Origin of the sequence: Pseudomonas marvdashtae (assembly GCF_014268655.2) — a bacterium.
GTDB lineage: Bacteria > Pseudomonadota > Gammaproteobacteria > Pseudomonadales > Pseudomonadaceae > Aquipseudomonas > Aquipseudomonas marvdashtae.
The window spans coordinates 1-21,733 of sequence record NZ_JABWQX020000003.1; the positions used below are offsets into that span (position 1 = coordinate 1).

Consider the following 21,733-nt stretch of genomic DNA (forward strand, 5'->3'; position numbering starts at 1 on the left):
TTACACTGCCACCCTAACCGGTGCCGACGGCAAGCCGGTCACCGCGCAGAATGGTCCCGTCACCGTTACCCTGGACAGCGGCAAGACCATCATCATCGCAGCCGGCGCAAGCTCGGGGGCGTTGGATGTCGCGGTTGGCAACGATGTCTACACCGGCGCGCCGTCCATCACCGAGACGATCAAATCGGCATCCGGCGGCAATCTCGAAGCCATCGGTATCGACAAGACCGGCGCGTCGACGGCCGTGGGTGACACGGTCGACAACACCACCGTCAGCATCACCGGCAGCACGTCGGTCACCGAAGGCCTGGCGGCCACGTACACCGTCAGCCTGACGAACCCGGCGCAAACCGAGGTGACGCTCAAGATCGTCTACAGCGGCACCGCCGCCGACGGCACGGACTTCACCGGCGTCTACACCGTGAAGATCCCGGCCAACGCCACCAGTGCGACCTTCAACGTGGCGACGCTGGACGACAAGATCACCGAAGGCACGGAAAACTTCGTGGTCAAGATTGACTCGGCTACCGGTGGCAACTTCGAGCACTTGGCGGTCAGCGGCACCAACGGCAGCGTCAGCACCTCGATCATCGACAACGATGCGCCGCCGGTACTCGACCTGGACGCCAACAACTCCAGCGGCAAGACCGGCGCCGATTATCAAGTGACGTTCACTGAAGGCACCACCGGCCAGGGCGTATCGATTGCCGACACCGACCTGAAAATCACCGACCCGGACAGCACCATGCTGACCGGCGCCACCATCGTGCTGACCAACCGTCAGCCTGGCGATCATCTGAACCTGGGCAATAGCGTCAACGGCATCAGCATCAACGCCAACAGCACCGACGGCAAAGTCGTCCTGACGCTGACAGGCAATGCAACGCTGGCCGACTACATGCAGCAGATCAAGAACATCAGTTTCATCAACAACAGCGAAGATCCGAGCACCGTACCGCGCGTCATCACCGTGACAGTGACCGACGGCGCAAGCTACTCCAACACCGCCACCACCACCGTGAACGTGGTCGGGGTCAACGACGCACCCGTAGCCACCGGTGGCGCGGTGACCGGTACCGAAGACACTTCACTGGTCCTCGGCTGGTCGACGTTCGGCATCAGCGACGTGGACAGCGCCGCCACCAGCCAGGGCGTGAAAATCACCGGGCTGCCGGGTGACGGCAAATTGCAGTACCTGGACGGCGCAACCTGGAAGGACGTGGCCAACAACCAGACCTTCAGCAAGGCGGACATCGACGCTGGCAAGCTGCGCTTCACCCCCGATGCCAACGAATCCGGTGCCAACGGCAACCCGGCCGGCGTGGGTAATCAAAAGGCCGACTACGCGCAAATCAGCTTCCAGCCAACCGACGGCCAGACGCTAGGCAATACCGGCACTGTGAAGATCGACATCACCCCGGTCGCCGACGCACCGAGCCTCAACGTGGCCGGCAACAACGTGACCTCCACCGGTTTGATCAAGGAAGTCTGGACCGGCCTGTCCGGCCTGGGCACCGACGGCAGCGGCGCGCCGTCCGGCACGCTCAAGTCGGTGATCGATGCCGCCGGCACGCCGAACAGCAGCACCAATGTGAGCAACGTTCAGAACGACAGCAACGTCAACGCAGGCACCGCGTCGAAAACCTCGGGCCTGATTTTCCTGGAGGCCGGCAAGACCTACACCTTCAGCGGCACCGGTGATGACAGCCTGCTGGTGACGATTGGCGGCAAGGACGTGGCGGGTATCACCTGGGGCGCGGGTGGCAAGTTGAACGGTTCGTTCACGCCGACCACCAGCGGCTACTACACCCTGGACATCTACCATCACAACCAGACCGGCCCGGGCAGCTATGACGTGAACCTGTCGGTCAACGGCAGCACGCCCGTGGACCTGAGCAGCGCCGGCGTACCGCTCTATACCGGCGTGACCGACCTGGTGAATGCCGGCGTGTCCGTCTCCGACCTGCACGGCACCAATGGCGAAGGCTACTACGACGGCTTCAAGCTCAACGAAGGCGCCGAAGGCGGCAGCGTGAACCTGTCGAAGATCACCACCGCCCTGACCGACACCGACGGCTCCGAAAGCCTGAGCGTGAAGATCGGCGGCATGCCGGAAGGCAGCGTGCTGAGCGACGGCGCAGGCCACACCGCGACCGTGGGCGCCAACGGCGAAGCCTCGGTCTCTGGCTGGAACCTGGGCAGCCTCAACCTGACGCCACCGACCTACTTCAATGGCCAGATCAACCTGACCGTGACCTCGACCTCCACCGAAGCCCTCGGCGGATCGGCCGTGACCACCGCGCAAATCCCGGTGACGGTGCACCCGGCGGTCTACAACGCCACCACCGCCACTTCCGGCAGCGACAACGTCACCGGTACCGACGGCAACGACGTCATCGTCGCCGACATCGGTGGGCTGACCGTGGTGCCAGGGGTCAACTACAACATCGCCTTTATGGTCGATAGCTCCGGCAGCATGAGCGACTCGTCCATTGCAGCGGCGAAGGCCTCGCTGACTTCGGTGTTCAGCACCCTCAAGCAGAGCCTGGGCAGTAACTCCGGGACGGTGAATATTTTCCTGGCGGACTTCGACAGCCAGGTGAACAGCACGGTCTCGGTCAACCTCAAAGACTCGAACGCCTTGACCTTGCTCAAGGGCCTGCTCGATTCGATGGTGTCCGGTGGCGGTACCAACTATGAAGACGTGTTCAAGACCACGGCGAACTTCTTCAAGAGTACCGAAGCCCTGAACAATACCGGGGCGAAGAACCTCACGTATTTCATTACCGACGGCAAGCCGACCTACTACCAGACCGAAGAACAGGGCAACCCAACGCTCTACGGCACCGTCAAGCTTGATGACGTCCTGAGCGCGGCCAACTACAGCGCTGGCAAGTACTACACCCAGACGATCGACAGCACGCACAAGTACACCATCTACGAAAACGGCGAGATGTATCTGTCGACCAAAAGCGGCAAGAAATGGATCGACAGCTATGTGGGCACGGTGCATGCCGAGGGCAATGGCACCTTCGAAGTGTCGAAACAGGGCGGCACCGGTTATGGCGACTACTGGAACTATGTAGATTCAGCGGCGGGCTCGACCGATAGCTTCACGCTGCTCAAGGGTTTGAGCACCGTCGAAGCCATCGGCCTGAACAGTGATGTGACCCTGAACGATCTCAAGCCGTACGATTCGGACTCGTCACCACAGACCAACATCGACCCGAACAACCTGGCCAACTCGATCATCGGCCACACCGAAGCAACGTTGCCAGGTGCCGACACGGTCAATGGCGCGGACGGCAACGACATTCTGTTCGGCGACCTGGTGAGTTTCAACGGCATTGCCGGTGAGGGTTACCAGGCCATCCAGTCGTTCGTGGCCCAGCAAAGCGGCGTGGACGTCAGCAAGGTCACCACCAGCAATGTGCATCAGTACATCACCGAGCACTACACCGCGTTCGATGTGTCCGGCGCACATGACGGCAACGACACCCTGCTGGGCGGCGCCGGTAACGACATCATTTTCGGCCAGGGCGGCAACGACCTGCTGGATGGCGGCAAGGGCAATGACATCCTGCTCGGTGGCAGCGGCAACGACATCCTGGGCGGCGGCAAGGGCAACGACACCCTGATCGGTGGCCTGGGCGGCGATACCTTTGTCTGGAAGTCCGGCGACACCGGCAATGATGTGATCAAGGACTTCAAGGCCGCCGACGGTGACCGGATTGACCTGCGGGACCTGTTGCAGGGCGAAACCGGCAGCACCATCGACCACTTCCTGAAAATCAGCACGGTCGATGGCGTGTCTTCTCTGCAAGTCAGCACCACCGGCCAGTTCAACGCGGCCAACGGTGCGGCAGCGACGCCAGACGTGACGATCAAGCTGGAAGGCAACAACTGGTCGAACATCAACCTGAACTCGCTCATCGCCGGCAGTGATCCGACCATCAAGATCGATCACAACAACAGCTGAACCTGACAGCGTCCCATGCGAGAGAGCCAGCTCCCTCGCATGGGATAAGTGTTCATAATCCCCACAGTTGGCCTATGCTGCCCAGCATGACGCCGCTTCATACATGAGGGATGCCCGATGTTTTATGTGCAACGCGATGCACAAGGCCTGCTGGTGCGCGTCGAAGCCACCGCTTATGCCGAGGCCACCGAGACCTTGCCGGCCGACAACCACGAGATTCAGGACTGGTTCGCCAACCAGGCCGTAGAGAACAGCCTCAAGCAACTCAAGCAAAGCGACCTGGAGATGATCCGGGTACTCGACGACTTGATCCAGGTCCTGACCGCTAAAGGCGTCATCCGCGTCACCGACCTGCCAGCAGCGGCCCAGGCCAAGCTGATGGACCGCAACCAGGCGCGGGAAGCGCTGGGTGGGTTGAGTCGGTTGATCGATGATGACGAGAAAGGGTTGATCTAGCCTGTCACCCGGGCTGACGCCATTCCAAGCAGTACACAGCACCTGTGGCGAGGGAGCTTGCTCCCGCTGGCCTGCAAAGCAGGCCCCTGCATTTTTCCAGGTTGACCACATTGCCCGGTTCTGCGACTGCTGCGCAGCCGAGCGGGAGCAAGCTCCCTCGCCACAGGTTCTGCGTCAGCCCGACGCTTGAACCTCCAGCCGATCCATCGCCCGCTCCACCAACAGGTGCACCCCGTCGGCCATTCGGCTGAGCGCCAGGATCACGCTGCGGCGTGAGCCGTCGACGTCATCCGCCAGGTCGGCCGCGATGGCGCTGATGGACAACAAGTCTTCGGAGGCATTGGCCAGGAGGGTTTCGGTGTCGATGTCTGGAGAGACCATGAAAAGCTGGGCGGTTTGGGGTTTCCCCCGAGGCTTTATCGGTTGGTTTGGGATTGAGGTAGTAGTCGAGGGCGCGTTCGGCGGCTTCGTCGAGTTTTTTGGACTTCGCTGATTTGCTAGAGGTTTTGCCAGGGTTTCCTGGCGGATTTGGAGTTACTTTGAACATGTCGTGAAGCTCCATCTGTAGAAGTGGAACCGACACCGTTCGCTTGCACGCAAATGAGGTGGCAGCTGTACGCAGGTGTGCAAGACCGGGCAGACGGAACCCCGGCAGACTCCTTCTTGCAAAGAAATCTCCCACGCACAACCGCCATAAAGCGCTTGCGCGTCGTCTTTTAACCGGCTTGCACGCCAGTGTCACCGTTTTTTCGGTGACAAGCTCAGACTAGCCATGAGACAGACGCCGGACAAGTTCACCAAGTTCGCTACAACTTGAAGGAAATCTCCTAGGATTTTGCTTTCAGAAAAGGGTGTATATCCGTTTCTGCGGTAACGGCTACTGGCGGTTCCGCTCTTACAGCGGGTCACTTTTGGAAGAGCGCCAAAAAAAGTGAGTCGCCGTCAGGGCGAAACCCTAAGTCGCCGTTACCGCAGCAACGGATATGCACTCAATCAGAAGCGTACAAGCCGCCTCACCCCCAACGCTTAGGCTCCCCAACCAACTGCCCCTGCACCCCAAACAACCCCATCTCCCGAATCACCGCCAACTCCCCCTCCGTCTCAACCCGCTCAGCAATCAACGGCAGATCAATACTGTGAGCAGCCCGCTGAATAGCCTCGATAAACAGACGCTTGTCACTTTCCTGATCAATCGCGCGAATGTAGCTGCCATCAATCTTCAGGTAAGCCAACCCCAGCCGCGACAAGTTACCAATCATGCTGAACCGCCCACCAAAACGCTGCAAACTCAAGGAGAAACCGAGCTCGCGCAACTGCCGGGTCAATTGCTCCAGCACCGCTTGCTCCGGCAGTTGCTCTTCACCAATCTCCAGGGTCAGGCGCGACCCAAGGTTGGAATGCGCCCGCAGGATCTCAAAGATCTTGTTCAGCGCCTGCGGATCGGCCAAGGTCGCCGAAGACAGGTTCAACGCCAGGGACTGCTCATGCCCGGCCATTTGCTTGAGCACCTGTTCGAGCATCAGACGGTCCAGGCGCGCGGTCCAGCCAAAGCGCTCCAGCCACGGCAGGAAACGTCCGGCGGGAATGGTCTGGCCTTGTTCATCCAACAACCGCGACAGCACTTTGTAATGCAACACCACATCGGTGTCCTGGGTAGCCACCACCGGTTGGAAATACAGCTCGAAGCGCTGGTTGCCCAAGGCCTGGTCGAGCAGGTTGTGCCAGGCATGGTGATCATCGCCGACACTCGCCGAGGCGCTGTGATCCAGGCAAGCCCAGCCCGGTTCGCCCTGGCTTTCGGCCTGGGCCAGGGCCTGGTCGCCGAGCTGGAGCACCGCTTGCGGCGAGTCGCCATGAACGAACGGCGCCAGACCGATGGAAGCCACCGAGGCCACGTCGGTCGCGCCGGTGGCGTGCAGGCTCGCCAACGCGCTTTCCAGGTTTTGCGCCAGTTGCAGCGCCTCCTCGCGCACCAGCCCCGGCGCCAGCACCGCGAACTCACCGCCGCGGATGCGTGTCACCAGGTTATGGGTTTCCGGATAGCGGGCGCATTCACGCAACAGCTGCTCGCCCACGGCCTTGAGCAATTGGTCAGTGCGCTGCCCGCCCAGCCGCTGGTTCAAACCGGCCAGGTCCTTGACCCGTAGCAACAGCAGATAGCCGGAACTGGCCTGCTCCGGATTGCTCACCCGGGCATGCAATTGCATTTCGAAATACCGTCGATTGGCCAGCCCAGTGAGATTGTCCTGGTAGGACTCGACCCGCAGCTTCTCGCTGCGCTCAGCCTGTTCCTGGAACAGTGCCTTGAGCTTCTCGACCATCTGGTTCATTGCTTGCACCACCCGACGCAGCTCTGGGGTGCGCGGCAGCTCCGGCAGGCTGAGGAATTCACGACGGGCGATGGCGTGGGACTGGTGCACCATGTAATCCAACGGCTTGAGCTGACGACGCAACAGCAAGGCGCCGAGCACCGCGCTCACGGCGCCGCACAGCAGCAACCAACCCAGGCTGCCCAGCGCGCTCTGCCACAGCTTGGCAAGGGCGAACATCGGATGGCTGACCACCTCGACCCGCGCCGCCTGCTCCCAACCACGGCTGACGATCGCATCGCCACCAGCCGGTTCAAGGCCAATAAGCCTGATGAACCATTGCGGGACGCTGCCGGCGTCCGGCGTGCCAGTGCGCTCGGCCAGGGTCCTGTCGGTGGCCACGTCGATCACGCGGATGCTCGCGTAGTAACCGCTGTCGAAGATCGAGCTGACCATCAACTCGACCATCGCCGGATCGTCGATGTTCGGCGTCAGCGACAGTGCGAGCGCCGTGGCCGCGTCCTGGGCATGGGAGCGCAACTGATTGACGTACTGGGTCCGCGAGCTCTCCAGGCTGACCATGAAGCTGCCGCTGAAGGCAACCACCAGGAACAGACAGATAGCGATCAACAGCTGTTTGAACAAGGACATCTGAGCGCGCGCTCCTAGTTAGTCGTCTCGACCGGAAAACCTTCGGCCTGCATTTTTTTCAACACATCCTGCCACCGGGACAGGCGCTTGGTGTCACCCACTTTCTTGTTGCCCTTGGCGCCCGGCAGCCACAGCCCTTCGGCATTGAAAGAGTAGACCGGGAGCAAGTCGGTTCGCTGGCTGGCCGGCTGGATGCCGTCGATCAGGCTGTCGAGCACCAGCGGCATGGCGTCGGGGGTGGCGTAATACGTGAGCACCATGTGCGCACGGTTCTGCCGCAACGCCTTGACGTAGGTGATACGCAGCTTGTCACTGGACACCCCGAGGTGACGCAGGCTGAAATACTTGGCGATGGCGTAGTCTTCACAATCGCCGGCGCCCTTCCACAGGGCCTGGATCGGCGTTTCCCAATAGTCGACCTCACGCCACAGGTCGATGTCCTCCACGTAGCGCACCTGTTTGTTGAAAAACAGGTTCACCACCTTGAGCTGTTCCAGCTCCGGGATCTGTTTCTGGGTCGCCAGCAATTGCTGCCACGCGTCGATCCGCTGCTGCCCTTCGCCCAACGGTCCATATAACGCTTGCGCCCGCCGGCTGATCTGCGCAAAGTCCCAGTCGGCTCGCAAGCCGCCCAGCATCAGGCCGGCCAGCAGCAATGCCGTACACAGCCAGCGCAAGGACCTGAGGACCGGGAAAGGTGCAGCCAAGGGAAATAAGTCCGAAAAGGGCCGTTGGAAAATTCGTTGGATGGTGAAGCCTGGCCCGGCAAAAGACAATGGCAGGTTGCAATCACCACAAGCAGACTAAACTTTAGTTCAGGAACCGGGGCCGCGAGATTTTGACGGCTTGGCAATCTGTAACTAATGTTGGCTTGGATCCAATTTCGTTACTACCAGTCAGGGTGTTGTCGTGACGCAGAAGCCCAAACCGTTAAGCACAATCCAGGTCAACGGACCTATTCCCGCTGCGCAGGCCCGCGCCGTCATCGAAAGCTCCCTGCGCGAAGCCATTCTCGACGGCCGCTTGCCCAGCGGCACCGCGTTGCGCCAGCAGGAGCTGGCCGACCTGTTCGGCGTCAGCCGCATGCCGGTGCGCGAGGCATTGCGTCAGCTTGAGGCGCAATCGTTGCTCAACGTGGTCCAGCACAAGGGCGCGGTGGTGGCTCCGCTGATCACCAGCAGTGCGGTCGAGACCTACGCCTTGCGTTCGGTCCTGGAGAGCTTCGCCCTGCGCCTTTCCATTCCGCTGCTCGATGACAACGACTTGGCAATGGCCGCCCACTACATCGAGCAGCTGGAAACCCAGGCCGATCACGCCGAGATCGCCAGGCTCAATCGGCTGTTCCATATGTCGCTTTACCACCGGGCGCCCAACGCCAAGCTGCTTGACCTGGTCGAGCACGAGCTCAATGAAGAAGAGCGCTTCCTGCGCTTTCATCTGTCATCCATGGGCCTGGGCAAGCTGACCCAGGACGACCATCATGCAATGCTCGCCGCTGCGGCAGCCAAAGACATCGATCAAGCGGTTTACCTGCTGGAGCAGCATCTGGAAAAAGCGTCCATCACGATGCGCAAATACCTGAATCAGTAAGCGAAACGCTCCCCCTATGCGCCGGCCCCGAGCCGGCGTAGCACTTTCTTACACATCCTTCCTACAGCTCAGATTGCCCGCCCGGCACGGCCTCACCGCGGCGGCGATCCGTCTCGACATCAGTTCAATGGAACTGCTATCGATTTGGGCTCACTCTTGCGTTTATCGGTTCGAAAAAAAGACCTGAAGAAGTCAGCGCCTGGCTGCACGCCAAGCGAATCGAAACCACCTCGCAAGGAGCGTCGCCCACTGGCGGAAAGACCCGGAAGTCCGACCGGTCTCCCGCCCATAAACACCAACTTCTTTATTCCCCCGATCCCTGAAGTGCTCCGAGCGAGGCATTCGTTCGAACCATTCGATTCTGATAGTTACAAATCGGAAGGAGCAACTTCGCCCCAATAAAACTTACAACAAAAGTTTTAATTAGCCTCTTCGCGCCTAATAAATACCCAACTTTAAATAACTAAAAAATAACTTGCAGAGCCTTTGATACATGCACTAACTTTTTAATTGTCGAGTTGCTATCGACCGCTCCAGCGCTTTGGCAAACCACGCCAGACAACGGCACAACAGAGCGAAGCGCGCACCAACAAGCATTATCACGAAAACATGGATTCCGGTTCAGGCCCCTGCTCGCCCTGGCAAACAAGGCGAGCAACTTCCGGACAAACATCATTGATGAGGACGTTTCAATGCAGCCAACCAAAGAGCAACTTTCCCTGAAAAAGCACGAACTTGGCCAACACCCGGTCTTTTCTGAAATAACATCAATCGACCTGTTGCGCCGTTTTATGGAAAGTCATGTTTTTGCCGTGTGGGATTTCATGTCACTGACCAAACGCCTGCAACGGGAACTGACCTGCACTCATCTACCGTGGCTGCCGCCGGCCGACCCGCATGCGGCGCGCTTGATCAACGAAATCGTCTTGGGTGAAGAGTCCGACGACCGTCCCGGCGCGGGCTATTGCAGCCATTTCGAACTGTACCTGGACGCCATGCGCGAGGTCGGCGCGGACACCCGGGCGATTGAGCAATTTATCGCCCTGCAACAAGAAGGCGTCAGCCCGGAAACCGCGCTGGACAGCGTCGAGGTAGAACCCGCCGCGGCGCGCTTCGTGCGCCAGACCCTGCACACCGCGCTTCATGCCCCGGCCCACAGCGTGGCCGCCGCATTCGTGCATGGTCGCGAAAGCGTCATCCCGCAGATGTTCCAGCGGATGCTGGACGCTTGGGGCATTGGCCTGGATCAGGCACCGACGTTTCGTTATTACCTGCAACGGCATATCGAGGTGGACTCCGAAGACCACGGCCCGGCGGCGGAAAAACTGCTGGCACGGCTGATCGATGGCGACCCGCAGCGCGAGCACGAAGTCCTGGCCGCCGCCCTCGCTGCCGTCCACAGTCGCACGGCGCTGTGGGATGGCCTACGCCTGAGCATGACCCAGGCCGTTGCGCAGGTGACGCCATGAACGCCATTCAATATCAGTCCTTCGCCGATGCCTGGGAGAGCCGCGCCACGATCCGCACCCGTCCGCGGCGCCGGGTCGAAGACGACGACAAGCTGATCTTTCCCATGAGCCGCCAACCCATGGTGCACAGCCAGACCTTCCTGAGCCATTGCCCGCAGCTGCGTGATTTTGTCCTGGTGCAAAGCCTCTACAAATTTATCAACGACGTGGTGATTTTTGAAACGGAGCTGGTGGACCACACCGCCCGGCGCATCGCCAAGAACCGCTTCGGTATCGAGTTTCCGTTTGCCTGTCGCTACGACGCGATGACCGTGGTGGTGGATGAGGATTACCACGCACTGGTGGCGATGGACTTCATGCAGCAGACCATCGACATGACCGGCATCACGCCGATCCCGTTGCCCCAGCAGATCGAACTCAGCCGGGCGATTCCGGCCACGCTGGCGCGGGCGCCGGAGCATCTGCTCAGCGCTGTGGAACTGATTTGCATCGCCATCGCCGAGAACACCGTGACCAATGAGGTGGCGGCGTTTGCCCGGGACGATTCGGTCAAGGCCTCGATCAAGGGATTGATGGCCGACCACCTGCTGGACGAGGGCCGGCACTCGGGCTTCTGGACGCGGCTGGTGCAGATCTACTGGCGCACCGCGCCCGAAGAGGACCGCGAGGCGATTGCCCGCTTGATGCCTGGTTTCATCGCCGAGTACCTGGCCAGCGATCTGCAACAGGCGTTCGATTTCGAGTTGATCACGCACCTGCCCATCGACGAATCGGCGCGCCAGTCGCTGCGTGAAGACGCTGCCGCACTGGCCTATCCCATCAATCGTTTTCACCCACTGGTGGGCAACATCACGCGTTTCTTTCGCGGCAGCTCGATGCTGGCGTCACCGTGTGTGCGCGATGCCCTGGCTGATTACCTGACCCCATGAGGACCTTCCAATGAGACGCCTCGAAATTGCTGTGTCTGGCAAGAGCCAGGCCATGGCCGAACTGGCCCGGGAACTGGAACTGCACGGCCACGGTGTCGCGGATGCGCAAGCACTGACCGGCCACGGCGCGATCGACTTGTTGATCGACGACGGTACGGTGCCGTGCGCCCTTGAGGTCCGGTTTTGCCTTCAAGTGCGCGTGCTGCTCCAGGCCGTGCCCGGCCAGGCCTTGCCGCAGCCGGTGGTGCTGTTTCGCGACGGTGCGCAACGGCTGTTGGCCCAGGAACGAATCACAGCGCATTGCGACGGCAACGGCCAGTCTTTGCGCCTGCACGCCACGGCAGCGGTGGTGGAGCATGGCGCGCGGCTGGTCAGCCGGTTATCCCGTGAGGAAGCCGGCTTCGATCAATGGCCGACGGAACCGAGCGATCTTATCGACCAACCGCTTCACGGGCTCGACGCGCTGGAGCCGCTGGCCTTCGAGCACCGTCTCAATCAGCCCGCGGTGCCTTGGCTGCTGGCGGCCTCGGACGTGCCGGTGATGCACAACATCGAGCAGCGCATGCTCGATGACGCGAAGCACCCCGCGTTGTGGGTCAACGGCCACGTCATCGACTACAAAGCCTTACGCAACACCGTGCTGCAGCTGCAGCAATCGATACTCGCCAGCCTGCCAAAGACAATCGGCCGCCCACAGGTGATCGGCGTGTGCCTGCCCAAGTCGGCGCAGCTGTATGCCGCGATCCTGGCGGTGCTGGGTTGCGGGGCGGTGTATCTGCCACTCGACCCGCAACATCCGGTGCAACGTCGGCGCTTCATCCTGGAAAACGCCAAGGCCGACCTGTTGCTGCACGACGGTGACGACGAACCGGGCGAGTCTGCAATACCGACGCTGGATGTCCGCCGACTGCCTTCGGCCAAGCCGGGCTTGCCGGCCTCGACAATCCGCCGCGTGGTGAATGCCGATGAACCGGCTGTGGCGATCTACACCTCCGGCACCACCGGCCAGCCCAAAGGCGTGCTGCTCAGCCACCGCAACCTCAGTCATTTCTGCGCCTGGTACGCCGACCATGTCGGGTTGCGACGCGACAGCCGTGCGTTGCAGTTTTCCACCATCAACTTCGACGCCTCATTGCTGGACCTCTTGCCGACCTTCATCCAGGGCGCGCTGCTGGTGGTGCCCAGCGAAGATCAGCGCCGCGATCCGCAACAGCTGGTGGCGTTGATTCGTGAGCAGCGCATCAGCCATGCCTTCCTGCCGCCCGCGCTGCTGAGCGTCATGCCCCTGGGCGCACCGTTGGGGCTGACACGCTTGGTCACCGGCGGCGATGTCTGCGAACCCTTCGTCATCGAGCAGTTGGCGCCGCAGTGCCGGTTCCACAACATCTACGGCCCGACCGAAACCACCGTGCTGGCGACCACTCGGCAATTCGCCGTGGGGGATAACAACCGCAACCTGGGCGCACCCATCACCAACGCGCGGATGCTGATTCTGGATGAACATCTGCAACCGGTCGCACAAGGCACGCCCGGCGAACTGTATATCGCTGGGCCGGGGGTCGGCCTGGGGTACCTGAACGATCCGGCGCTGACCGCCAGCCGCTACCTCGACCTGACGCTGCCCACCGGACAAGCGTTGCGGGTCTATCGTACTGGCGACGTCGGCCAGTGGACCGGCGACGGGATCGAGCTGTGCGGTCGCCGCGACAACCAAGTGAAGATTCGCGGCTTTCGGGTCGAGCCCGAGGAGATCGAACATTGCTTGCGCGACAGTCAGCTGTTCCGTCAGGTGGCGGTGGGGGTCGATGAGCGCCGGCGAGTCCTGGCGTTCCTGGTCAACCCGGTGGACACAGCGCCCGGCGCGGCGCTCCAGGCCTTGCGCGAGCATGTGCAGGACACGCTGCCCAGCTACATGCACCCGGCGGCTTACATCGAACTGCCCAGCCTGCCCTACACCAGCAATGGCAAAGTCGATCGTCGGGCGCTGCTGGCAACGGCGGGCTCCGTCCAGGTCGGCAGCCAAGGGCGCCAGCCGCAAAACCCAGTGGAAACCCAACTCCAGCAGCTGTGGGCCGAGCTGTTGGAATTGCCGGCCGAGGACATCGCCACTGACGAGAGCTTTTTCAACCTTGGCGGGCATTCGATCCTGCTGTCGCAATTGCTGCTGAGCATTCGCCAATCGTTCGGCCGCAGCCTGTCGATCAATCGCTTCATCGAAGCGCCGACGTTGATCACCCTGGCGAAGTTGCTCGACGGCCCGGAGCAAAGCGGCACCGCCACCCTCAGCCCCCAAGCGTTCATCGATGCCGAGGCCGAACTCAACCTCGATCCGCTGCCCATCAGCCAATGCGGTGACGTGCACAAAGTGCTGGTGACGGGCGCCAACAGTTTTCTCGGCGTGCACATCGTCGAGGCCTTGCTGGCATGGGGCGCCACCGAGGTGGCGTGTCTGGTGCGCGAATCCGGCGGGCAAAGCGCCGCCGAACGTTTCGCCCAGGCCCTGCGGGACAACCAGTTGGAGCATCTGGACCTGAGCCGGGTCAGCGTCTATGCCGCCGACATCACCCAGCCGCAACTGGGCTTGCCGGACGACATCTACCTGCGCATCGACAGCACGTTCGGCGCGTTGGTGCACAACGCCGCCCACGTCAACCATGTGCTCGACTACGAGTCCCTGGCGCGAGACAACGTTGAGCCAATCTTCGAATGCCTGCGCCTGTGCGAAGGGCGCAGCAAGAAGATCTTCAATTTCGTCTCGACGCTGTCGGCTTCCAGCGCACTGGATGCCGATGGCCAAGTCTTGGAGCAGCCGGCGGCCAAGACCCCACCGATCTACATCAAGAATGGCTACAACCTGTCCAAATGGGTCGGCGAACGGATCCTGCAACGGGCGCGGGATCGCGGCGTGTGGGTCAATCTGTTCCGGCCTGGCAACATCAGTTTCAACAGCCAGACCGGGGTCTGCCAGCCCCACAAGAACCGGCTGATGCTGATGCTCAAGGGCTCGATCCAGCTCGGCCAGGTGCCGGACCTGTCGCTCAATTTCGACTTGATGCCGGTGGACTTCCTGGCTCGCTTCATCGCCTTCCACGCCAGCCGCTACCAGCCAACGCAAGCGGTGTTCAACCTGCACAACCCCGAACCCCTGAGCTGGGACGCGTATGTGGCGTCGTTCCGAGACAGTGGCCGGGAGTTTTCCCTGGTAAGCGTCGCCGACTGGCAGCAGCAGCTGGCGCGGGTCGATGCCGACAACGCGCTATTTGGCGTGCTGGGTTTTTACCTCAACGGTTTCGAGGAAGACATCGGCGACATCTCGCTCATTCGCCACGACAACGCCCGCTCCGGTGTGCGGCAGATGGGCGCGCGCTACCCGGAAAAGTCCCCGGCCCTTCTACGCCGTGGCGCCAATTATCTCAAAGCTATCGACTTCATCTGAAACATCCCAACCCAACGCAAGGAGCAAGACCATGAATGCATTCCAACCCGACACCCTGATCAAGAACCCCCACGCCTGCCACGTTGAAAGCACGATAGAAATACCGGCCGGTGCGGCTCGCGTGTGGGACGTGGTGGGCGATTTCGGCGGGTTCAACCGTTTCATCCCCGCGCTGGCGCGCATCGAAATGACCGGGGAAGGCGTGAGATCGCTGCGCAAGAAGTTTTTCGTCGACGGACAGAACCTGGTCGTCGAACAACTCAACAGCCGCGACGACCAGGCCATGCACATGACCTGGACGCTGATCTACAACACCCTGGGCATCGACAACCTCTGGGCAGCGATGCGCGTCGAGCCTTTGGCGGACAACCGCTGCCGCGCCACCTGGACCATCATCGCCGACCACACCGACGCTCACACTCCGTCGGGCTTCAGGGATTTCCTGCAAGGGTTTGCCGATGAGGCGATGGGGAATGTGAAGAGAATGTTCAGCTAATCCCTGTGGGGCTTACTCACAGCCCGTGGCGAGGGAGCTTGCTCCCGCTCGGCTGCGCAGCAGTCGCAAAACCGGCCAATGCGGTCCGCCTGCAAGAATGCAGGGGGGCCTGCTGCGCAGGCCAGCGGGAGCAAGCTCCCTCGCCACAGGGAACCGGGTTTGCTCAAGTAAGCACTGGTTCGCCTGGTTCAGATCTTGAAGCTGTCCACCAACTGCTTCAACCGGTTGGCCTGTTGTGACAAGGCGTCGCAATCCTTCAGGGTTTCGTTGAGGTTGGCGACGCTCTGCTGGTTCAGCAGGTTGATGTGGCTGACGTCCATGTTGAGGGTTTCCACCACGGCGGTCTGTTCTTCAGTCGCGGCGGCCACGGATTGGTTCATGCCGTCGATTTCGCCAATGCGCTGGGTCACGCTGACCAGGCGCAGGCCGGCCTGGTTGGCGACTTCCACGCTTTCTTCGCTGGAGACCTGGCTGGCGTTCATGGTGGTCACGGCTTCGCGAGAACCGACCTGCAGCGAGGTGATCATCTTGTGAATCTCTTCGGCGGATTCCTGGGTGCGGTGCGCCAGGTTGCGCACCTCATCGGCCACCACCGCAAACCCACGCCCGGCTTCACCGGCACGGGCCGCTTCGATGGCGGCGTTCAGGGCCAGCAGATTGGTTTGCTGGGAGATGCCCTTGATCACGTCCAAGATGTGGCCGATGTTGTCGGTGCTGGCGTTCAGGGTTTCGATCTGGGTGCACGACAAGCTGATTTGCTGCGACAGCTCGGTCATGGCCTGGATGGTTTTTTCCACCACCTGGCGACCGTCATCCGCCTGCTCGCTGGCGCCGCTGGCTTGTTGCGAGGCATCGGCGGCATTGCGGGCGATTTCCTGGGTCGCGGCGCCGAGCTGGTTGATCGCCGCAGCCACGCTGTTGGTCCGGGCGCTTTGCTCATCCGAGCCGACAAGCGAGGCGTTGGACGAAGTCATGACCCGTTGCGACAGATCATGCACTTGGCGGGTAGCGGAAGACACTTCGGCAATCGAGGCGTGGATACGCTCCACGAACTGATTGAACGAACTGCCCAACACGGCGAACTCATCCTTGCCCTGCACGACCAGGCGCCGGGTCAGGTCGCCTTCGCCCTGGGCGATGTCCTGCATGGCGCGGCCCATGGTGGTCAGCGGACGCATCAACACCTGGATCAACAAGCTCAGCAGCGACGCAATCGCCGCCACCGCGACAAACATCGCGATCAGCGCGGACGTGCGGAAGTGGCTCAGCGGCGCGTAGGCCTTGGCCTTGTCGATCGACAGGCCGATGTACCACTCGGCGTTCGGCAAACCGGCGACCGGGGTGAACGACAGGATGCGGTCCTGCCCGTTCAGCTCGACTTCCTGGACGCCCTTGCCGATGCGCACTGGCGTGCCGGGGTAGATGTCCTTGAGGTTTTTCATCACTTGGTCTTTGTCCGGGCTGACGATGACTTGGCCATCGCCGCTGACCAGGAAGGCATGACCAATGCCGCCGAAATCCACGGAATTGATGATCTTCACCAAGGTTTCCAGGCTCAGGTCACCGCCCACCACGCCGAGCAGTTCACCGTTGTGCTTGACCGGCAGGGCGATGGTCACCACAAGGCCACCCACTGCCGCCAGGTAAGGCGGGGTCAGCATGGTTTTATCGGCGGCCACCGCCTGTTTGTACCAAGGACGCTGACGCGGATCGTAGCCGTCGGGCATCTTGGCGTCCGGACGCTGGGTGAAGACGCCAGTGTTCTGGCCTACGTAAGTGAACTGGAAATTCGAGGTTAACGCCGGTTGATCGACCAGTCCTGGCAAATCGGCGGCAGCGCCCTGATGGGCAATGTTCTGCGCCAGGTTTTCCAGCACCAGGACCCGGCCAGTCATCCAGTTCTGGACGCTGCTGGCGGTCAGGTCACCGGATTGCTCGATAGAAGATTCGAGGCTGCGGCCGATGGTGTTGCGCTGCAGATAATCGTTGTAGAGCGTGAACAGAGCAAAAGCCAGAACCACCACACCAGAGGCGGCCAGGAGGATTTTGTGGCTGAATTTTAGATTCATGGACGGGGCTTCTTATGCAAAAAGTGAGGGTGCATTCCGTTGTGCAACTTCCCTGTAAATGATGGGCAGGATATTGGATCCGCTCCATTTTGGTGCACGCATACCTCTCTGTCGGCCAGCCCGGGGAAAAAATTAGCCCCTTGTACAATTGTCCGACGAGATGGCACTCCACGCTGCTTGGGGCAGGCGAACGGTGGTTGCAAATTTGACTGACCCTGATGACAATGCGACCTATTATCATTTGTGATACCAGGCCGGCGCGTTCATGTCATCTCCCCAGTTTGCAGTACAGGCGCTCTACAGCAGCCATCACGGCTGGCTCCACACATGGTTGCGCAGCCGATTGGGCAATGCCGCCGATGCGGCGGACCTGGCCCAGGACACCTTCGTGCGCCTGCTGCAACGTAGCGAACGCCTGGAACTCAAGACCCCTCGCGCCTTTCTGCGCACCATCGCCCAAGGCCTGGTGATCGACCATTGGCGTCGGGAAGAAATCGAACGTGCCTACCTGGAAACCATCGCGCATTTGCCGGAAGCACAAACGCCCAGCGCCGAAGCCCAGGCGTCGATCCTGGAACTGCTGGAAGCGATTGCCAGGATGCTCGAAGGGCTCAAGCCCAAAGTGCGCAGGGCGTTCCTGCTCGCCCAGTGTGAAGGCCTGACCTACAAGCAGATTGCTGAACAAATGGGCGTCTCGCTGCGGTCGGTGGAGCGTTACGTCGCCGATGCGCTGTACCACTGCTACGTGCTGCGCTATGCAGACTGAGCCAGTGCAGACTCCGCTGGGCCGAGGTCGCGGCCCCTCACAGCAAGTGGTCAAGCAAGCGATCCATTGGCTGCTGCGCCTGCGCAACCATGCCGCCAACCCGGCCTTGCGCCAACAGTGCGAGGCTTGGCGCATCGCTCATCACGATCACGAATTGGCTTGGCAACGGGTGCAATCGCTACACAGTGAATTGACCGCCAACCTGCGAGCCGTGCCCGGCGCCCACGTCGCCCTCGAAACGCTGGAAACCAGCGCCCAGCGCCTCGGCCGGCGCCAGGCCCTGAAGCTGCTGTCTGGCGTGGCCGTGCTGGGCTGCGCCGCCTGGCTGGGCAAAGACCTCGGCTGGCAGCCATGGAACGCCGACTTCGCCACCGCCACGGGCGAGCGACGCGGCTTCCAACTGCCGGACGGCACACGGCTTGAACTCAATACCAACAGCGCCGCCGACCTCGACTACACCGCCACGCAACGCCTGATCACGTTGGCGCGCGGCGAAATAATGGTCACCTGCGGTCGCGATCCCGCGCGCCCATTGTTGGTGAAAAGTCGGCATGGCGAGTTCGAGGGGCTGGAAGGACGCTTCGTCGTGCGCCAAGACAACGATTGCACACGCCTGAGCGTCACCAGTGGTCGGGTCGCCATTGCCTCGCACCGGGACAGCGAGGGTGAGCCGATCCAGGTCAATGCCGGCCAAAGCTATTTGATCACCGCATCGGCAGCGACCCTGGCGCCGCCATTGGACATGGACGCCGGCGCTTGGGCGGACGGATTGATCGTGACGCGAAACATGCGCCTGGAAGATTTTCTCAACGAGGTCAGCCGCTACCGTCGCGGCTACCTGAAATGCGCCGCAGCGGTGGCGGACCTGCGCCTGTCCGGGGTGTTCCGCCTGGACGATATCGACAAGATGCTGGCCGTGCTTCCACGCACGCTGCCGGTGCAATTGCGTTATCGGACCCGCTGGTGGGTCACGGTGGAACGTCCGGCCTGATTTTTTTTTGGCGGGTTTTGCCAAGGCGTCCGGCTAGGACAGTAAGCAACGCTTATCTGCCTTCAGCGACTCCAACGGAAATCCATAATGACTGAGCGCGTAATCCCCAAGACCCCCTTTGGCTGTTCCTCGCAAACAGGCCTGCTGCGCCAGGCCATCCGTGCCACGCTGTTGAGCACCGCGCTGGGCGTCGGCGCCGTGCCGATGCTCGCCGTCGCGGCACAGGATGGCGTCAGCGCCAGTCACCAGAGCTACAACATCCCCGCCGGCCCATTGAGCGAGGTGCTCAACCAGTTCGCCCGCCAGGCCGGCATTACCCTAGCGAGCACGCCCGAGCAAACGGCTGGCATCCAGTCCCCGGGCCTTAAAGGCGAATACTCGGCGGACCAAGCCCTGAACCGACTGCTCAGCGGCTCAGGGTTGGTAGCGGTCGGCCAAGAGGGCAGCGGCTACGTGCTGCAAGCCGAAGCCGCGGACAGCACACTCGCGCTGCCGACTACCGACGTCAAAGGATTTGCCTTGGGCAACGCCCTGGGCAGCATGCAAGGCTACAACGCCACCCACAGCCAGGTCGCGACCAAAACCAGTACCGCGCTGCGCGACACTTCGCAAAGCGTGTCCGTGGTGACCCGCGAGCAAATGGACGACCAAGGCGCGCAAACCGTGTCCCAGGCGATGCGCTATACCCCCGGCGTGTTGACCAACCCCTACGGCGCGACCCACCGCTACGACTACGTGGCGATGCGCGGCTTCAACGACGGCTCGGTGGACAACATCTACCTCGACGGCCTCAAGTCCATGGGCGACAGCGGTACCTACAGTTCCATGCAGGTCGATCCGTATTTCCTCGAGCGGGTGGACATTCTCAAGGGCCCGTCCTCGGTGCTCTATGGTCGCAGTTCACCGGGTGGCCTGGTGGCGCTGACCAGCAAAAAGCCGCTGTACGAGGCTTATCACCAGGTCCAGGCGACCGTCGGCACTCAAGGCCAGCGCGGCATGGGCTTCGATTTCAGCGGGCCGGTGGATGAGGACAAACGCATTGCCTATCGGCTGATTGGCCTGGCGGATACGTCCGATACCCAGTTCGATCACAACAAGGAAAAGCGTTTCGCCCTGGCGCCTACGGTGAGCATCGACTTCACCGAGGACACCTCGCTGACGCTGCAAGCCTACCTGCAACATGATCCCGACGGCGGCTACCACGGGGGCCTGCCGGCCGACGGCATGTTGCATCAACGCAACGGTCGCCGGATCTCGGAACACTTCTTCGAAGGCGAGCCTGGGGTCGACGGCTACGAGCGCGACCAACAGTCGTTCGGTTATCAATTCGAACACCGTTTCAACGACGTCTTCACCGCCCGGCAGAACTTCCGCTACCTGGATTCGCAGGTCACCAACGATCAGGTTTACGCCTTCGGCTGGACCAGCCCCACCAGCAACGAGCTGAACCGTTATTACACCGGTGCCGAAGAGAAGGTGCATTCGTTCATCGTCGATAACATGCTGCAGGCAGAGTTCTTCACCGGGGCGTCCAAGCACACCCTGCTGATGGGCACCGACTACCAGCGGCGCAAAACGGTGGTGGACTGGACCAGCGGCACCCTGGCCCCGGTCCACGCCTTCGACCCGGTCTATGGCAACTCGGCTATCGATAATCGCAATGACACGAGCTATTTGCGGCGTCTGGAGCAAACCGGTGTCTATCTGCAAGACTTGATCGAAATGGACAAGTGGCGCTTCTCCCTCGGCCTGCGCCAGGATTGGGTCGAGACCTCGGACGAAAACCGCATCGCCGAATTCGGTCGCCCGCAAGGCACTGAGATCAATGACAAGCGCACCAAGCTCACTGGCCGCGTCGGGGCGCTGTACCTGTTCGATAACGGCCTGGCGCCGTACATCAGCTATTCCGAGTCGTTCAACCCCAACTCCTACGCCGACAGCGCCGGCAATCCGCTGCCGCCGACCGACGGCAAGCAATGGGAAGTGGGCCTGAAATACCAGCCGCCAGGCACGGATGATTTGTATACCGCCTCGCTGTTTCGCATCGACCAGGAGAACCTCGCGACCAAGCAGCCCCAGGACGACTTCTATCGAGCAGTCGGTGCCGTGCGTTCCCAGGGCCTGGAGTTGGAAGCGCACATGCAACTGACCGAGCAATTCAAGGTGTTGGGCAGCTATACCTTCACTGACATTGAATATTCGAAGTCGATGGTCAGCGACCTGAGCACGCCCACCAACGTCATCGAAAACAAAGGCAACTCACCGACCCAAGCCCCGCGTCACATGGCCTCGGTGTGGGCCGACTACAAGTTCGACAGCGGCGCTCTCGACGGCCTGCGACTGGGCGGGGGCGTGCGTTATGTCGGCTACAGCTGGGTCGACGCGGAGAACACCATGAAGGTGCCGTCGTATACGCTGTTCGATGCCTCGGTTGGGTATGACTTGGGCAAGGTCGGCTTGAAAGGCGTGGATGTACGCCTGAACGCCAACAACCTGACCAACGAAACCTACGTCGCTTCGTGCGCCAGCCTGAATTTCTGCTACATGGGTGAAGAGCGCAACGTGGCGGCCACGGTGAGTTATCAGTTCTGA

The 21,733-nt window shown here is 61.4% G+C and carries 13 protein-coding genes and 1 pseudogene; 10 read left to right on the top strand and 4 right to left on the bottom strand.

The annotated features are described in order from the left end of the window. Together HU742_RS22910 and HU742_RS22915 are read left to right on the top strand one after the other, a co-directional pair. Nucleotides 1-3,979, top strand: a 3,979-nt coding sequence (locus HU742_RS22910) for a beta strand repeat-containing protein (RefSeq protein WP_217828413.1), incomplete at its 5' end; no start/stop codon positions are given. Nucleotides 3,980-4,096: 117 nt separating this feature from the next. After that, nucleotides 4,097-4,435: a tryptophan synthase subunit beta gene (locus HU742_RS22915; RefSeq protein WP_186614004.1), complete on the top strand. Its 339-nt coding sequence runs from the start codon at nt 4,097-4,099 to the stop codon at nt 4,433-4,435. Between the two features lie 174 nt (nt 4,436-4,609). Here the strand turns inward: HU742_RS22915 and HU742_RS26845 are convergent. The 3 genes and pseudogenes from HU742_RS26845 to lapG form a co-directional block, all read right to left on the bottom strand. Continuing rightward, nucleotides 4,610-4,982, bottom strand: a pseudogene (locus HU742_RS26845) (DUF6124 family protein). 466 nt (nt 4,983-5,448) lie between these two features. Then, nucleotides 5,449-7,395 (bottom strand): cyclic di-GMP receptor LapD, encoded by a 1,947-nt coding sequence (lapD, locus tag HU742_RS22925; RefSeq protein WP_186641336.1) that lies wholly within the window; start codon nt 7,393-7,395, stop codon nt 5,449-5,451. Between the two features lie 14 nt (nt 7,396-7,409). Continuing rightward, nucleotides 7,410-8,102: a cysteine protease LapG gene (gene lapG / locus HU742_RS22930; protein ID WP_186613998.1), complete on the bottom strand. Its 693-nt coding sequence runs from the start codon at nt 8,100-8,102 to the stop codon at nt 7,410-7,412. A 202-nt stretch (nt 8,103-8,304) separates the two neighbouring features. Between lapG and HU742_RS22935 the strand changes: the two genes are divergently transcribed. From HU742_RS22935 to HU742_RS22955, 5 genes are all read left to right on the top strand, one after another. Further along, a complete protein-coding gene (locus tag HU742_RS22935; protein WP_186645206.1) occupies nt 8,305-8,985 on the top strand; it encodes a GntR family transcriptional regulator in 681 nt (226 codons plus the stop codon). Between the two features lie 692 nt (nt 8,986-9,677). After that, a complete protein-coding gene (locus HU742_RS22940) occupies nt 9,678-10,454 on the top strand; it encodes a DUF3050 domain-containing protein (protein WP_186641339.1) in 777 nt (258 codons plus the stop codon). After that, a complete protein-coding gene (locus tag HU742_RS22945) occupies nt 10,451-11,383 on the top strand; it encodes a diiron oxygenase (protein ID WP_186641341.1) in 933 nt (310 codons plus the stop codon). The genes HU742_RS22940 and HU742_RS22945 overlap by 4 nt, the downstream gene beginning before the upstream one ends. Before the next feature lie 10 nt (nt 11,384-11,393). Continuing rightward, the gene (locus tag HU742_RS22950) at nt 11,394-14,819 is read left to right on the top strand and encodes a non-ribosomal peptide synthetase (RefSeq protein WP_186645204.1); all 3,426 of its coding nucleotides are present in this window, start codon (nt 11,394-11,396) and stop codon (nt 14,817-14,819) included. A 31-nt stretch (nt 14,820-14,850) separates the two neighbouring features. Beyond that, nucleotides 14,851-15,315: an SRPBCC family protein gene (locus HU742_RS22955; protein ID WP_186645202.1), complete on the top strand. Its 465-nt coding sequence runs from the start codon at nt 14,851-14,853 to the stop codon at nt 15,313-15,315. Nucleotides 15,316-15,503: 188 nt separating this feature from the next. Here HU742_RS22955 and HU742_RS22960 read toward each other — a convergent pair whose 3' ends face one another. Then, nucleotides 15,504-17,384: a methyl-accepting chemotaxis protein gene (locus HU742_RS22960; protein WP_186645200.1), complete on the bottom strand. Its 1,881-nt coding sequence runs from the start codon at nt 17,382-17,384 to the stop codon at nt 15,504-15,506. A 265-nt stretch (nt 17,385-17,649) separates the two neighbouring features. Between HU742_RS22960 and HU742_RS22965 the strand changes: the two genes are divergently transcribed. From HU742_RS22965 to HU742_RS22975, 3 genes are all read left to right on the top strand, one after another. Then, complete coding sequence (locus HU742_RS22965) at nt 17,650-18,150, top strand: sigma-70 family RNA polymerase sigma factor (RefSeq protein ID WP_186645198.1); 501 nt, start codon at nt 17,650-17,652, stop codon at nt 18,148-18,150. Continuing rightward, on the top strand, nt 18,140-19,141 hold the full coding sequence (locus HU742_RS22970) for a FecR domain-containing protein (RefSeq protein ID WP_186641350.1): 1,002 nt from the start codon (nt 18,140-18,142) through the stop codon (nt 19,139-19,141). Before HU742_RS22965 ends, HU742_RS22970 begins: the two co-directional genes overlap by 11 nt. A gap of 87 nt (nt 19,142-19,228) precedes the next feature. Next, nucleotides 19,229-21,733: a TonB-dependent siderophore receptor gene (locus HU742_RS22975; RefSeq protein WP_186645196.1), complete on the top strand. Its 2,505-nt coding sequence runs from the start codon at nt 19,229-19,231 to the stop codon at nt 21,731-21,733.